The following is a 14,637-nucleotide window of genomic DNA, read 5'->3' on the forward strand; positions in this document are numbered from 1 at the left end:
GGCTGAGCCGTGTGTTTCGGGGTGCCCCCTCGGCCACTACGTACGTCCCAAGGAGACCCAGCCGATGTCAGACAGCTCCCCCTTGCCGCCTGTTCGGCTTCGCTCCGAAGCGGAGCTCGCACGGGACGCGCTCGCCGCACCGCTGCTCTCCCGCGCCGCCCGGCTCGCCCGCTGGGCCGGGCCGGACACCCGCGTCGGCGGCGGGGGCGAACTCGTCGAGGAGCAGCTGCCCGCCGCGGCCGAGGTCCTCGGCCTGACCGGCGAAGACGCCGCCGCGCTCGCCGGTGAGGCCTGGCGGGTCGCCGTCGACACCGCACTGGTCGAGATCGTCGACGAGGAGGAGGGGACGGTCACCCCGGGCGCCGACCTGGCGCTGCTCACCTCCGGCAGCCCGAACGACGTGCTCGCCGTGTGGCTCGGCGCGCTGGAGACCGTGCTCGCCGACGCGAGCGTGCCCAACCTCGACGACCTCGTCGACGCCATGGACGAGGGCGGCGAGATCGACCTCTCGTCCCTCGACTGGGACCCGGAGGCCGAGGCCGACTTCCTCGACGGTGTGCTCGCCAACCTCTATCTGCTGACGGTCAGCGAGCAGGGGCCCGGCGACGGCCCGGTGCCGCTGCCCGCGCTCGCCGCGTCGATGATCGTGCCGGACGACATGGGCGACCCCACCAACGACGTCCTCGAGCAGGTGTCGGACGCCATGATGCGGCTCGACGACCAGTTCCGGATCCTCGAACCGATCGGACTCGTCGACTTCCAGCCGGTCGACGAGGCGCTGATGGCCGACCCCGAGGAGGACCCGGCCGCGGCCGTCGACGAGACGGACGTCAGCCGGTACGGGATGGTGCGGCTGACCCCGCTCGGTCTGTACGGGATGCGCGCGCGGCTGCTGGAGGCCGGGATGGCCGCCCCCGCGGTCGGCGAACTGGCGGACAAGGGCGCGGACGCGCTGCTCGACGGCACCTCGGTGTTTCCCCCGGCGGCGGCGCAGGCCGAGACCGAGCAGTGGCTCGCCCGCCGCGAACCGCTCGCGGCCGCACAGGAGTTGCTGGTTGCGGCGCGCGGTTCGGACGCGGGTGCGCCGCTGCGCCGGCTGCGCTGTCAGCAGGCGCTGTCGCTGGTCGGGCCGGAGGCGGAGCCCGCGCTGCGCGAGGTGCTGGACGACGCGGAACTGGGCGGCCTGGCACGGGTCTGGCTCGCCGAGCGCGGGGTGGCCGATGTGCCCGCGCCGCCGGAGTCGATGGTCTTCTGGCTGACCATCGACACCGTGGCCGCGCAGCTGGCGGCGGAGGGCAACTCCGCCGAGCTGCAGGGCCTGGTGGAGGGTCTGGCGGCACAGCACAGCGGTTTCTTCGCCACGGCGTGGCGGGTGGACCACCCCGCGACCCCGGACGTCCTGGAGGCGATGGGGCGCCTGCACCCGGACAAGAAGCTGGCGAAGGAGGCCCGGAAGGCGGCGTTCAAGGCGCGCAGCCAGCAAAGCAATTGAGAAGCGGGGGTTCGGCCGCGGGCGGGTGCCCGGTGAGTCCGCGGCCCGGTGGAAGCCGAGGGCCGGCTGAGTCCGGAGGCGGCTGAGTCCGAGGACCGGGTGAGTCTGCGGCCCGGCGGCGTCGGTGAACGTCGTGGAGGAGAGGGCGGCGGGTCCCCTCGTCATTGCCCTGTCATGGCTCGTCGTTGAGACGCGGGAGCTCTTCCTGGGCAGGGCTTGGGGGATTCATGGAACAGCGTCCCCGGGCGTCGGCGGGTGTTCAGCCGGAGTTCACGGCCGGGGGGAACTGTGTGCCCGGCGACGAGGTCCGCCGAGCCACCCCCCGACCGACTCACTCCCCTCTCCCAGGAGCCAGCATGTCGCTCACCCGCAGGGACTTCGCCAGACGCTCCGCGCTCACCGGCGCGGGCATCGCCCTGGCCGGCAGCGTCGGTGCCCTCGCCACCGCGCCGGGCGCGCTCGCCTCCACGGACACCGAGACAGTGGGCGACCAGACGGAGGACCGGCACACCGGCCTCGGCTACGGACCGCTGATCCCCGACCCCCACGGCATCCTCGCGCTGCCGGCCGGATTCACCTACCGGATCGTCACCTACAGCGGGAAGACCAAGCTGGAGTCGGGCGAGTTCACGCCCTCCAACCACGACGGCACCTCCGCCTTCGACGGACCGCGCGGCGCGACCCTCCTCGTCAACAACCATGAGCTGAAGGGCCCCCGCGCCGACTGGGCCCACCCCGTACCGCTCACCGAGGGACTCGTCTACGACCCGGCCGCGTCCGGCGGCTGCACGGTGGTCGAGGTCCGGCACGAGCATGTCGCCGAGTGGGTCGGCATCGCGGGCACCTCCACCAACTGCGCGGGCGGCAACACCCCGTGGGGTACGTGGCTCACCTGCGAGGAGACCGAGGACAAGGCCGGCAAGAACGGCATGACCAAGGACCACGGCTATGTCTTCGAGGTCGACCCGGAGGACCGCCGCGCCAACCGCGACCCCAAGCCCCTCAAGGCGCTGGGCCGTTACGCCCACGAGGCCGTCGTCGTCGATCCCAAGCGCGGTCACCTCTATCTGACCGAGGACGCCTCCGGCCCGAACGGCCTGCTCTACCGCTGGACCCCGCCCGAGGGCTTCCATCACGGCCGCGGCAGGCTGCGCACCCTCGCCGACGACGCGGGCCGTCTCCAGGCCTTCAAGTGCTTCGACTCCGGCGGCCGGTTCGTGGACGACCTCTCCCGGGCCACGAGGATCGGCACGGTCTACGGCGTCGACTGGATCGACGTGCCGGACCGCGACGCCACGACCGTCTCCGTGCGCAAGCAGTTCGCGTCCGGGGAGGTCACCCGCGCCCGCAAGCTGGAGGGCATGTGGTGGGGCGACGGCGGCACGTACATCGTCTCGTCCTACGCCCGCGAGGAGAGCCCCGTCCAGCATGACGGCCAGGTCTGGTTCTACGACCCCCGGCGCCGCACCCTGACACTGAAGGTCCTGCTCGGTGTGAACCCGGACCCGGCGAAGGACGGCGGCTTCGACGGTCCGGACAACATCACCGTCTCGCCGTACGGCGGCCTGGTCATCGCCGAGGACGGGGCGGGCGTCCAGCACCTCTTCGGCGCCACCGACAGTGGCCGCACCTATCCGATCGCCCGCAACGAGCTGAACATCGGCTCCGCGGAGGAGCCGGAGTACAGCGAGTTCACGGGCGTCACCTTCTCCCCCGACGGGAAGACCCTGTTCGCCAACATCCAGGAGCCCGGCATCATGCTGGCCGTCACCGGCCCCTGGAAGCGCCAGAAGCGCCACTGATCTCCGGCGTACCGTTCCCCGCAGGGCCCGCACTCCGACGCGGGCCCTGCCCCGTGAGGGGGCGACCCGCCCTGCCCCGGTCACCCGGACCGGCGGCCGTCGAGCAGGGCGGCCACGGCGGGCAGCCGCCCCAGCGCCCGGGCCATGCAGAGACCGTCCATGTAATCGCGCACCCGCACGAGCGCACCGCCGCGGACCCGCATCACCACAAGCCCCGGAAACGCGAACGGCTCTCCCGTGCCGGTCACGGTCCCCGTGACGGTCTGCTCGACGATGATCACCTCGGGGTCGGTGGACGTGTGGACGGCCACCTCGAGGATCCGCTCGGGCAGCGCCGGGCTCGCGTCCCAGGCGGCCCTGTACCCCGCGCGCACCTCCTCGCGTCCGTGGAGGCGGGCGGGCATGCCCGGGAAGAGGAAAGGGAACTCGTGCACGCCGTCGACCGCGTACAGATCGGCCAGGTCGTCCGCGGACCGGTCGAGGATCGCGCGGCGGTAGCGGGCCAGTACGCCGAGAGGGCCGAGCCCGGCCGGAGGAGTGGGGGACATGCCGTCGGGGTCCCTTCGGTCGCCGTGGCGGAGCGGTCCCCTTCCGGGCGGTGGCGTACGGTCCCGGGAATTAAGCGGGGACTGTCTCCGGTTGACTCCCGTTAAAGTACGGAAGGGATCCCCGGTTCGCAAGGAGTGTCCGGATGGCACACGTCAGGCCCATGCGAGCGGACGCCAGGCGCAACTACGAACGGTTGCTGAAGGCGGCTGCCGCCGCCTTCGCCGAGCACGGCGAGAACGCGTCGCTCGATGACATCGCCAAGCGGGCGGGCGTCGGATCAGGCACCCTGTACCGGCACTTCCCCACGCGTCAGGCGCTGTTGGAGGCGGCCTACGTCGACCGGATCGAGGCGATCGCGGCCAGGGCCGACGCGCTCGCGGCCGAACTGCCTCCGGGTGAGGCCCTGACGCAGTGGCTGCACGAACTGTGCGTCGGGACGATCCAGGTGCGCGGGCTCAAGGCCCTTGTGGGGTCGGCCGTCGCGGACGGCGGTTCGGCCGCGCTCACGGTCTGCGGCACCTCGATCAAGGGGGCGGCGACGCGTCTGGTGGAGGCGGCGCAGCGAGAGGGAACCCTGCGCGCGGACATCGAGCCGATCGAGGTGCTGAGGCTGGCGCACGGCGTGGCGACGGCATCGGAACTGGCGGACGGCGAGGGCACACACATCCGCCGCTATCTCTCGCTGCTCACGGAGGGGCTGCGGCCTTAGAGCCCCGGACGAAATGGGCGCCCGGCTCGCGGCGTCTGGCACGCACGCTCGCGGCGTCGCCGAAAGGCCCTGGTAGCGGAGCTACCAGGGCCTTTCGGCGACTTGCGATCGCACGCACCAGACGCCGCGAGCTGATCGGACTCCCATTTTGTCCGGAGCTCTTAGAGCTCCGCTGCGGAACTGCGGGCCCCGGCCGAGGGCCCGCAGGTGTCGTACGACTGTCTACAGGGCCCCCGCCGCCGGCTTCACCATGTTGCGCACCGTGCGCGCCTCGACGAAGTCGCCCATGGCGGTCATGTCCCACTCCCCGGAGAACTGCCGGACCAGCTTGGCCATCATCACGCCGGTCCGCGGCTCGGCGTTCGTGAGGTCGAAGCGGACCAGTTCCTCGTCGGTCGCGGCGTCCACGAGACGGCAGTAGGCCTTGGCGACCTCCGTGAACTTCTGCCCGGAGAAGGAGTTCACGGTGAAGACCAGGCCCGTGACCTCCTGGGGAAGGCGTCCGAGGTCGACCGTGATGACCTCGTCGTCGCCTCCGCCCTCGCCCGTGAGGTTGTCGCCGGAGTGCTTGACCGCGCCGTTGAGAATGCTCAGCTTGCCGAAGTAGCAGCTGTCGATGTGGTTGCGCTGCGGACCGTAGGCGATGACCGACGCGTCCAGGTCGATGTCCTTGCCCCGGAACGCGGGCTCCCAGCCGAGACCCATCCTGACCTGGGACAGCAGCGGACGGCCGGCCTTGACCAGGGACACGGTCTGGTTCTTCTGGAGGCTGACCCGGCCCTTGTCGAGGTTGATCTTCCCCGCGCCGGGAGCCGGGGCGGGCGGAGCCGGGGGCACGGCCGGCGCCGGGGGAGCGACGACGGCCGCGGCCGGCGGGACGACCGGGGGCTGTGCCGCGGGCACGGGCCCCGCCACCGGTTGCGGGGGTGCGGCCGGCTCCTCCACCGTGACACCGAAGTCCGTGGCGATGCCCGCCAGCCCGTTCGCATACCCCTGCCCGACCGCGCGGGCCTTCCACGCGCCGCCTCGCGCATAGACCTCCACGACCACCAGTGCCGTCTCCGTGCCCAGTTGCGGCGGTGTGAACGTGGCCAGGACGGTGTTGTCGTCCGCGTTGCGGATGGTGGCCGTCGGCTCGATGCCCTGGAAGGTCTGGCCGGCGGCGTCGGGGCTCGCCGTGACGACGATCTTCTCGATGCCCGTGGGGACGCCGGTCGTGTCCACCGTGATCGAGTCGGGGCTCGTACCCCCGCCGGAGCGGTAGGTGACCCCCGGGCCCGCGGGCTGGTTGTAGAAGATGAAGTCGTCGTCGGAGCGCACCTTGCCGTCGGCGGTGAGCAGCAGGGCCGAGACGTCGAGCCGCACCGGGGCGGCGACGTCGACCGTCACGCGAGTGGCTCCGAGCGGGATGTTCGAGCCAGGGGTCATAGCTGTCATGCCTCGTGAACGAACGAGGCCGCTTTACCGTTCCCTTACCGACGACCGTCCGGCTGAGACGGCAGACCCCCGGCCCGCGCCGCTACGGCAGGACCACGAGCGCCGCCCCTACGGCACGACCACGATCTTGCGTCCCACTCCCGCCGCGAACTGCTCCAGCGCCTCGGGGTACCGCTCCAGCGGGATGCGGTCGCTGATGAACACGCCGGGGTCGAGCACCCCGCCCGCGAACAGCTCGGCCGCCCGCTCGAAGCTGTGCAGCACCGCCATCGAACCGGTGATGGTGATCTCCTGGTTGTAGATGCGGTACGGGTCGATCGAGACCCGGGTCGCGTAGTCCGCGACACCGAACTGAAGAAACGTGCCCGCCTTGGCCACCCGCCCGAGGCCGTCCTGGATCGCCGCCGCGTTGCCCGTGGCGTCCACCACCAGGTCCCAGCCCTGCGGGCGGTCCAGCTCGTCGGCGCTCGCCGCGGACGCCGTGACACCGAGCCGGCGCGCCGTCTCCAGCCGCGCCGGGTTCACGTCCAGCACGTCCACGCTCGCCGCGCCGGTGCGCTTGGCCAGCTCCAGCATCATCAGGCCCATCGTCCCGGAGCCGTAGATCAGCACATGCGCGCCCAGCTGCGACTTCAGCACGTCGTAGCCGCGCACCGCGCAGGACAGCGGTTCGATGAGCGCGGCGTCCTCGGTGCGGACGTGCTCGGGGAGCTTCACACAGTTGGCCACGGGCGCGACCGCGTACTGCGCCGCCCCGCCGGCCGTCGTCACCCCGATCGCCGCCCAGCGTTCGCAGAGGTTGTTGTGTCCCCTACGGCAGTAGCGGCACTCGAAGCAGTACAGGGACGGGTCCACCGCCACCCGGTCGCCGACCGACACCTCGGTGACCTGCGTGCCCACGCCGACCACCACGCCCGCGAACTCGTGCCCGGGCACGATCGGCAGCTTGGGCGCGAACTCGCCCTGGAGGATGTGCAGATCGGTGCCGCACAGCCCGCAGGCCGCGACCTCGACGACGACCTCGCGAGGCCCGGGCGCCGGGTCCGGGACCTCGGTGACGACGGCGCGGCCCACGGACTCGATGACGGCGGCCTTCATTTCACAGCTCCCAACGACAGGCCCTGGACCAGCTTGTCCTGGGCGGCGAACCCCGCGGCGAGCACCGGCAGGGAGACGACGAGCGACGCGGCGCACACCTTCGCCAGGAACAGTCCCTGACTGGTGATGAAGCCGGTCAGGAAGACGGGGGCGGTCTCGGCGACCACACCCGTGAGCACCCGGGCGAAGAGCAGTTCGTTCCAGCTGAAGATGAAGCAGATCAGGGCGGTGGCGGCGATACCGGGCAGGGCGATCGGGGCCACCACGCGCGCGAGGATCGTGGGCAGCCGGGCGCCGTCGATCTGCGCCGCCTCGATCACCGCCATCGGGACCTCGGCGAGGAACGACTGCATCATCCACACCGCGATCGGCAGGTTCATGGAGGTGTAGAGGATGACGAGCAGCCAGATGTTGTCGAGCATCCCGGTGTTCTTCGCGAACAGATAGATGGGCAGCAGTCCCGCCACCACCGGCAGCATCTTGGTGGACAGGAAGAAGAACAGGACGTCCGTCCACTTCTTCACCCGGCGGACGGACAGCGCGTACGCCGCCGGGAGGGCCAGCAGCAGGACGCACAGCGTCGACACCAGGGACGCCGTCATCGAGTTGATCAGTGCGGGCCAGGGGCTCGCGCCGCCGCCCGCGCCGAAGAAGTCGCGGTAGCCGTCCAGGGTCAGGGCGGCCCCGAAGGACGGCGGGTTGGTCGCGGCGTCGGCCTCCGAGTGGAACGACGTCAGGGCCATCCAGGCGATGGGCAGGAAGAACACCACAGCGACCAGCCAGGCCAGCAGGCCGAGCCCCGCTCCCCGGCGGCGCCGGGTGCGTACGGTGGCGGTGCGACGGCCGGCGGTACGTTCGGCGACGGCACTCATGCGCGGGTCACCTCCTCGCGGAACAGGGACGACACCACGCGCAGGGCGAAGGTCGCGATGATGATCGAGCCGATGACGACCAGGACGCCGGCGGCCGAGGCCAGGCCGTTCTCGTGGGCCTGGTAGAAGCTCTGATAGACGGTGTAGGGGAGGTTCGCGGTGCCCAGCCCGCCGGAGGTGAGGGTGAACACCGCGTCGAAGTTCTGGACGATGTAGATCGAACCCAGCAGGGCGCTGAGTTCCAGGTAGCGGCGCAGGTGCGGAAGGGTGAGATGGCGGAAGATCTGCCAGTCGCTCGCGCCGTCCACCCGCGCGGCCTCGATCTGCTGCTGGTCCCGGCTCTGCAGGCCGGCCAGCAGGATCAGCATCATGAACGGCGTCCACTGCCAGACCAGCGAGGCCTCGACCGCGAGCAGCGGGGTGTTCGAGATCCAGTCGGGCTGGGGGCCGCCCACGTAGTGCAACAGCCCGTTGAGCAGACCGTATTCGGGGTTGTAGAGCACATGCTTCCACAGCAGGGCCGCGGCGACCGGGACCACCAGGAAGGGGGCGATCAGCAGGGTGCGAACCACGCCGCGGCCCCGGAACCTCCGGTTGAGCAGCAACGCCATGACCAGGCCGAGGACCAGGCTGACCAGGACCACCGTGGCCGTCAGCAGGACCGTCGTCCACACCGAGTGGCGCAGATCGGGGTCGGTCAGGACCTGGCGGTAGTTGTCGACACCGGTGAAGTGACGGTCCTTCGGGTAGAGGGCGTTCCAGTCGAAGAACGAGATCACCAGGGTGGCCACGAACGGCAGCTGGGTCACCACGATCATGAAGATCAGCGCGGGCAGCAGCGGGGCCCGGGTGGCCCACGCGCGCATACGGTTCGGCGGCCGGGTCGCCGGCCGCGCGGGGGCGGCGGCGATCCGGGCGGAGGTGGTGATGCTCATGATCCCTCGTACTTCTTGGCGACGGCCTCGGCGAGCGCCTGCGACTTCTTCAGCGCGCTGTCCACGGACTCCCGGCCGGCGATGGCGGAGCTGATCTCCTGGGAGACCTTGGTGCCCAGGTCGGTGAACTCGGGGATGCCGACGAACTGGATGCCGGGGGCGGGACGAGGCTGCACACCCGGGTCGTTCGGCTTGGCACCGGATATGGCGTTCCGGGTGACGTCCGCGAAGGCGGACGCCTCCTTGCGGTACTCCGGGATGTCATAGGTCGACGAGCGCTTGCCGGCCGGCACGTTGGACCAGCCCGCCTTCTTGCCCACGAGGTTCTCGTAGCCCTTGCCGGACGCCCAGGAGATGAACTTCCAGGCGTCGTCGGGGTGCTGGGACGCCTTCTGGATGCCCCAGGCCCAGGTGTAGAGCCAGCCGGAGCTCTCCGTCTTCTCGACCGGGGCCGGGACGTAGCCGATCTTGCCCTTGACCGGGGAGCCGGCGGCCTCCAGCGAGCCCGCGCCCGACGTGGCGTCGTACCACATGGCCGTCTTGCCCTGCGTCATGTTGTTCAGGCACTCGGCGAAGCCGGACTGCGCGGCCCCGGACTCTCCGTGCCTGCGGACCAGGTCGACGTAGAACTGCGTGGCCTTCTTGAACTCCGGGGAGTCCACCTGTGCCTTCCAGCTCTTGTCGAACCAGGTGCCGCCGAAGGTGTTGACGACCGTGGTCAGCGGCGCCATGACCTCGCCCCAGCCGGGCAGCCCGCGCAGGCAGATGCCCTTCATCCCGGGCTCGGCGCCGTCCGCCTTGGCGGCCAGGTCGGCGACCTGCTGCCAGGTCGGCTTGGCCGGCATGGTGAGGCCCTTCTTCTGGAAGACGTCCTTGCGGTACATCAGGAAGGAGGACTCGCCGTAGAAGGGCTCGCCGTAGAGCTTGCCGTCCGCGGCGGTGAGGGCCTGCCGCATGGGGGCGAGGATGTCCTGCTGGTCGAAGGCGGTGTCGCTCTTGACGTACGAGTCGATCGGGTGGAGCCAGCCGTTCTTGGCGTAGATCGGGATCTCGTAGTTGCTGAGCGTGGCGACGTCGTACTGGCCCGCCTGGTTGGCGAAGTCCTGGCTGATCTTGTCCCTGACGTCGTTCTCCGGGAGGACGGTGAAGTTCACCTTGATCCCGGTGTCCTTGGTGAAGTTGTCGGCGGTGAGCTTCTGCAGCTCCACCATCTGCGGGTTGTTCACCATCAGGACGTTGACCGTGTGGGCGGAGGAGCCTCCGCCTGCGCCGCCGGCGCCCGAGCAGCCGGTGAGCAGTGGAGTGATCAGCGTCCCTGCGGCGGCCACGGCGTACAGGGTTCGGGGGGTTCGTCGGCTCTGGGTTCCCATGGGGTGCTCCTGGACATATGGGGAGATACGGGGGTCACACGGGCGTGGGTGTGCCCCCTGGGGGACGGTGTCGGGTCGTTCGGCGGTCTGTTTCAGACGCGGATGACATGCGGGCCCTGCAGCGAGTAGCGGTGGGCCTCGGACGCGGGCAGCAGCGTGCTCGTGACGATTGCCTCCAGGGCGCCGACCTCCGCGAACCGGCAGAAGCTCACCGCCCCGAACTTGGTGTGCACCCCCGCGAAGACCGTGCGGCGCGAGGCCCGGATCGCCTGGGCCTTGACCTCGCTGACCGCCGGGTCGGGCGTGGTGAGCCCGTGTTCGCGGGAGATGCCGTTGGCGCCGATGTACGCCAGGTCGATGACGAACCCCGCGAGCATCTTCGTCGTCCAGTGGTCGACGGTGGCGAGGGTGCCGGGCCGCACCCGGCCGCCCAGCAGCAGGACCGAGGTGTTCTCGGCCTCCGCCAGCGCGCCCGCGGTGGCCAGGGACGCGGTGACCACCGTCAGCGGACGGTCCCGGGGCAGGGCCTCGGCGATCAGCTGCGGGGTGAAGCCCTCGTCCACGAAGACGGTCTCGGCGTCCCCGAGCAGCTCCGCCGCGGCGGCCGCGATCCGGCGTTTCTCGGGCACATGGCTGGTGGCGCGGAAGGCGAGGGTCGTCTCGAAGCCGGCGCTCTCCACGGGATACGCGCCGCCGTGGGTGCGGCGGACCAGCCCGTGGTCCTCCAGGGCGCGCAGATCACGGCGTACGGTCTCCTTGGCCACGCCCAGCTCGGCGGCCAGTGCGGTGACGTCGACCGAGCCCGCCCGGCGGGCGGCCTTGACGATCTCGCGCTGGCGTTCTTCCGCACTCTTCGCGGCCATCGCCGACACCTCCCTGCTGTGCCCTGTGCCTGTGCGCCCCGTGCTCGGGCGCTTTTGCGACGCCCGAACCGGTGCCGCCCGTTCGGGCCCGAACAGGCCCGAACGGGCCCGGTGGGGACCATGGGGGAAGTTCTACAGCGGTCGTGCGGCGCTGACCAGGTCTGTTGCTTGCCCGACTGTGCCCGATCGGGCCCGTATGGCTGAAAGTGCGTCCGCCTCGGACCTGCGGCGGAGCGGGGTGATCGGTGAGATCGGGCGCATTTGGTGCCCGAAAAGCGGAGCGGGCGGGCCCGTTCGGTGCCCGCCCGCCCGTCTCGGCGCGTTCCGTCAGTACGGCCAGATCGGAGGGTCGGTGACGAAGTGGCCACCGAGGCACGCATGGGCCGGGTTGTCCGGGTCCAGCTCGCCCTGCTCGGCGATGAGCGCCGCGGCGTAGGGCTCGGAGTCGTCCTGCGGGTCGTAGCCGAGCGCCCGGGCGGCGGTCAGGTCCCACCACAGGCGGGTGTTGGCGGAGGAGCCGTAGACGACGGTGTGTCCGACGTGCTCGGCGGTCAGGGCCGCGTGGAAGAGGCGGGCGCCGTCCTCGGGGCTCATCCAGACGGAGAGCATGCGCACGCTGGTCGGCTCGGGAAAGCAGGAGCCGATGCGCACGGACACCGTCTCCAGGCCGTGCCTGTCCCAGTACAACTGGGCGAGGTCCTCGCCGAAGGACTTCGACAGCCCGTAGAAGGTGTCCGGGCGGCGCGGGGTGTCGATGGGGATCAGCGGGTCGTCGCCCTGGGGACGCGGGGTGTAGCCGACCGCGTGGTTGGAGGAGGCGAACACGATCCGGCGTACGCCCTCCTCGCGCGCCGCCTCGTACAGGTGGTACGTGCCCTCGATGTTGGACTTCAGGATCTTCTCGAACGTGGACTCCAGGGAGATGCCCGCGAGGTGGATGATCGCGTCGACACCCCGCACGGCCTCCCGCAGGGCCTCCCGGTCCGCGAGGTCCGCGGTGATCGCATCCGGCTCGTCCTCGATGGGCCGCAGGTCGAGGAGGCGCAGCCGGTAGCCGTACTTCGGCAGCAGGTCCCGCATCAGGGTGCCGAGTCCGCCGGCGGCGCCGGTGAGCAGGACGGTGCGGGGAGCGGACATCCTCGGGTCTCCTCTGATCGACCGCATTCGTGTACAGCATTCACATTCATGGACACGCTAGGGATCTCTGGTCCGGCCCGTCAAGTGTCGCGTGTCGACGCGGAATCCGCCTCTGTGTTGCCGGTTTGCGCGCTTGACCCGCCCTTAGGTGGCGCCTTAGCGTGGGCGCGTTCAGAAATATGGACATGGATCAGAAACATGCACTGATGCGGACGGTCCGCGTGTCAGCGCCTGTTCAAGGGAGAGCCCGTGACGTCAGCCCCTCTCGCCGCTCGACTCAGCATCCCCAGCGGGCCGCTGTTCTTCCCCGTGACCGCGTACGGGCCCGACGGCTCCCTCGCCCTGGACGCCTTTCGCGCGCATGTGCGCAAGGGGGTGGAGGCGGGTGCCGCCGCCGTCTTCGCCTGCTGCGGCACCGGTGAGTTCCACGCGCTCACGCCCGAGGAGTTCGAGCAGTGCGTACGGGCCGCCGTCGAGACGGCCGCCGGCCGGGTGCCGGTCGTGGCGGGCGCCGGATACGGGACCGCGCTCGCGGTGCGCTACGCCCGGCTCGCCGAGGAGGCCGGGGCCGACGGACTGCTCGCGATGCCGCCCTACCTGGTGGTCGCCGGTCAGGAGGGCCTGCTGCGGCACTACCGGGAACTGGCCGCGGCGACATCGCTGCCGGTCGTCGTCTACCAGCGCGACAACGCGGTCTTCACCCCGGACACCGTGGTCGAACTGGCCCGCACGGACGGCATCATCGGCTTCAAGGACGGACTCGGCGACCTGGACCTGATGCAGCGCATCGTCAGCGCCGTACGGACCGAGGCCCCCGGTGACTTCCTCTACTTCAACGGACTGCCGACCGCCGAGCAGACCCAGCTCGCCTACCACGGCATCGGCATCACGCTGTACTCCTCCGCCGCGTTCTGCTTCGTGCCGGAGATCGCCCTCGCCTTCCACAAGGCGCTCAACGCCGGCGACGACACCACCGTCCACCGCCTCCTCGACGGCTTCTACCGCCCGTTCGTCGAACTGCGCGCGGAGGGCCGTGGCTACGCCGTCTCGCTCGTCAAGGCGGGCGTCCGGCTGTGCGGCCTCGACGTCGGCGAGGTACGGCCGCCGCTGCACGAGCCGGCCCCGGAGCACGTCGAACGGCTCGCCCGCCTCATCGACCGGGGCCACGCCCTGCTGCGGGAGGGCATGTGAGGGCATCGGCGTTCCTCTACCCCTGGGACGTCGTCGGGGACCCGGAGGCGGCCGGCCGCGTCGCCGCGCTCGGCGTACGCCAGGTGACCCTCGCGTCCGCGTACCACTCCACGCGCGCGCTCACGCCCCGCCACCCGCGCCACCGCGTCGTGACCGCCCGCCACGCCGCCGTGCTCTACCCGCCGGACGGGCGCTGGGACGGCCACGAGCTGCGGCCCCACCCGCCCGGGGACTGGGCCCCGGGCGACGCGTTCGGCGAGGCGGCGAAGGCGCTCACCGCCGCCGGCCTGGAGGTGCACTCCTGGGTGATCCTCGCCCACAACTCCCGCCTCGGCGAGGAGCATCCGGACACCTCGGTCGTCAACGCCTACGGCGACCGCTACCCCTGGGCCCCCTGCATCGCACAGCCCGCCACGCGCGCGTACCTCGTGGATCTCGCCGCCGAGGCGGCCGTGCGGCCGGGCGCCCGGGGCACCGAACTGGAGTCGCTCGGCTGGTACGGCCTCGCGCATCTGCACGCCCACGACAAGATCGGCGGGGTGGGGCTCGGGGAGGCCGGGCAGTACCTGATGTCACTGTGCTTCTGCGCCGTGTGCCGTGAGGGCTACGCGGCGCGGGGCCCGGACGCCGACGAGCTGGCGGCGGCGGTACGGGCCGCCCTGGAGCCGCTGTGGCGCGGCGCGTCCGCCACCGAGGGCGGGGCCGGGGGAGGCTGGGCGGAGATCGAGAAGCTCCTGGGCGAGGACCGGGCGTCCGCCACGCGCGTGTGGCGCGACGACACCGCCCGCAGCCTCCAGGAGGCGGCAGTGACGGCGGTCCGTGCGGCCGCACCGGACGGCTTCCAGGTGCTGCTGCACGCGGACCCGGTGTCGTACCACTGCGGGGCGAACGCCGGCGTGGACCCCGCGCACATCCTGTCCGTCGCGGACGGGGTGGTGGTGCCCTGCACGGGCGGCACGGGCCCGCTGACGCCGTTCGCGGAGCAGCGCCGGGCGGACGCCGTCCTCGCGGCCAACTTCACCGTGATCTCAGGGATGGGCGGCAGCCCGGCGACCCTGGAGCGGGACGCTCGGGCGGCGGCGGAGCGGGGCGCCACGCAGCTGCGGCTCTATCACGCCGGGCTGGCCTCCGACGGCGATCTGGAGGCCGTACGGAAGGCGCTCGCCGCGCTCTGACCGGCCC

Annotated in this window: 13 protein-coding genes; 5 read left to right on the plus strand and 8 right to left on the minus strand. The window is 71.4% G+C overall.

Annotation, left to right across the window (positions count from 1 at the left end):
* Nucleotides 1–64 precede the first annotated feature (64 nt).
* Together ACFY2Z_RS02545 and ACFY2Z_RS02550 are read left to right on the plus strand one after the other, a co-directional pair.
* A complete protein-coding gene (locus ACFY2Z_RS02545) occupies nt 65–1,492 on the plus strand; it encodes a hypothetical protein (RefSeq protein WP_390742313.1) in 1,428 nt (475 codons plus the stop codon).
* 356 nt (nt 1,493–1,848) lie between these two features.
* Nucleotides 1,849–3,294, plus strand: coding sequence for an alkaline phosphatase PhoX (locus ACFY2Z_RS02550; RefSeq protein WP_390742314.1), 1,446 nt, complete (start codon nt 1,849–1,851; stop codon nt 3,292–3,294).
* Nucleotides 3,295–3,374: 80 nt separating this feature from the next.
* On the opposite strand, the gene ACFY2Z_RS02555 is transcribed toward ACFY2Z_RS02550, so the two are convergent.
* Nucleotides 3,375–3,842 (minus strand): nuclear transport factor 2 family protein, encoded by a 468-nt coding sequence (locus tag ACFY2Z_RS02555; RefSeq protein ID WP_390742315.1) that lies wholly within the window; start codon nt 3,840–3,842, stop codon nt 3,375–3,377.
* A gap of 143 nt (nt 3,843–3,985) precedes the next feature.
* On the opposite strand from ACFY2Z_RS02555, the gene ACFY2Z_RS02560 reads away from it, so the two are divergent.
* The gene (locus ACFY2Z_RS02560; protein ID WP_390742316.1) at nt 3,986–4,552 is read left to right on the plus strand and encodes a TetR/AcrR family transcriptional regulator; all 567 of its coding nucleotides are present in this window, start codon (nt 3,986–3,988) and stop codon (nt 4,550–4,552) included.
* 222 nt (nt 4,553–4,774) lie between these two features.
* Here ACFY2Z_RS02560 and ACFY2Z_RS02565 read toward each other — a convergent pair whose 3' ends face one another.
* The 7 genes from ACFY2Z_RS02565 to ACFY2Z_RS02595 all read right to left on the minus strand — a co-directional run bounded on the left by ACFY2Z_RS02565 (nt 4,775) and on the right by ACFY2Z_RS02595 (nt 12,264).
* Nucleotides 4,775–5,980 carry a TerD family protein gene (locus ACFY2Z_RS02565; RefSeq protein ID WP_390742317.1) on the minus strand — a complete coding sequence of 402 codons (1,206 nt, stop codon included), beginning with the start codon at nt 5,978–5,980 and terminating at the stop codon, nt 4,775–4,777.
* A gap of 117 nt (nt 5,981–6,097) precedes the next feature.
* Nucleotides 6,098–7,087 (minus strand): zinc-dependent alcohol dehydrogenase family protein, encoded by a 990-nt coding sequence (locus ACFY2Z_RS02570; protein WP_390742318.1) that lies wholly within the window; start codon nt 7,085–7,087, stop codon nt 6,098–6,100.
* Nucleotides 7,084–7,959, minus strand: a complete 876-nt coding sequence (locus ACFY2Z_RS02575; RefSeq protein WP_390742319.1) for a carbohydrate ABC transporter permease — start codon at nt 7,957–7,959, stop codon at nt 7,084–7,086. Before ACFY2Z_RS02575 ends, ACFY2Z_RS02570 begins: the two co-directional genes overlap by 4 nt.
* The gene (locus tag ACFY2Z_RS02580) at nt 7,956–8,894 is read right to left on the minus strand and encodes a carbohydrate ABC transporter permease (protein WP_390742320.1); all 939 of its coding nucleotides are present in this window, start codon (nt 8,892–8,894) and stop codon (nt 7,956–7,958) included. Before ACFY2Z_RS02580 ends, ACFY2Z_RS02575 begins: the two co-directional genes overlap by 4 nt.
* Nucleotides 8,891–10,264 carry an ABC transporter substrate-binding protein gene (locus ACFY2Z_RS02585; protein ID WP_390742321.1) on the minus strand — a complete coding sequence of 458 codons (1,374 nt, stop codon included), beginning with the start codon at nt 10,262–10,264 and terminating at the stop codon, nt 8,891–8,893. Before ACFY2Z_RS02585 ends, ACFY2Z_RS02580 begins: the two co-directional genes overlap by 4 nt.
* Nucleotides 10,265–10,356: 92 nt before the next feature.
* Nucleotides 10,357–11,127, minus strand: coding sequence for a DeoR/GlpR family DNA-binding transcription regulator (locus ACFY2Z_RS02590; protein ID WP_390742322.1), 771 nt, complete (start codon nt 11,125–11,127; stop codon nt 10,357–10,359).
* Between the two features lie 327 nt (nt 11,128–11,454).
* Complete coding sequence (locus ACFY2Z_RS02595) at nt 11,455–12,264, minus strand: NAD-dependent epimerase/dehydratase family protein (RefSeq protein WP_390742323.1); 810 nt, start codon at nt 12,262–12,264, stop codon at nt 11,455–11,457.
* A 249-nt stretch (nt 12,265–12,513) separates the two neighbouring features.
* Between ACFY2Z_RS02595 and ACFY2Z_RS02600 the strand changes: the two genes are divergently transcribed.
* Both ACFY2Z_RS02600 and ACFY2Z_RS02605 read left to right on the plus strand, forming a co-directional pair.
* Nucleotides 12,514–13,455, plus strand: a complete 942-nt coding sequence (locus tag ACFY2Z_RS02600) for a 5-dehydro-4-deoxyglucarate dehydratase (RefSeq protein ID WP_390742324.1) — start codon at nt 12,514–12,516, stop codon at nt 13,453–13,455.
* Complete coding sequence (locus tag ACFY2Z_RS02605) at nt 13,452–14,630, plus strand: hypothetical protein (RefSeq protein ID WP_390742325.1); 1,179 nt, start codon at nt 13,452–13,454, stop codon at nt 14,628–14,630. The genes ACFY2Z_RS02600 and ACFY2Z_RS02605 overlap by 4 nt, the downstream gene beginning before the upstream one ends.
* Nucleotides 14,631–14,637: the final 7 nt, after the last annotated feature.

It is taken from the genome of Streptomyces sp. NPDC001222 (assembly GCF_042896945.1).
Taxonomy (GTDB): Bacteria; Actinomycetota; Actinomycetes; order Streptomycetales; family Streptomycetaceae; genus Streptomyces; species Streptomyces gibsoniae.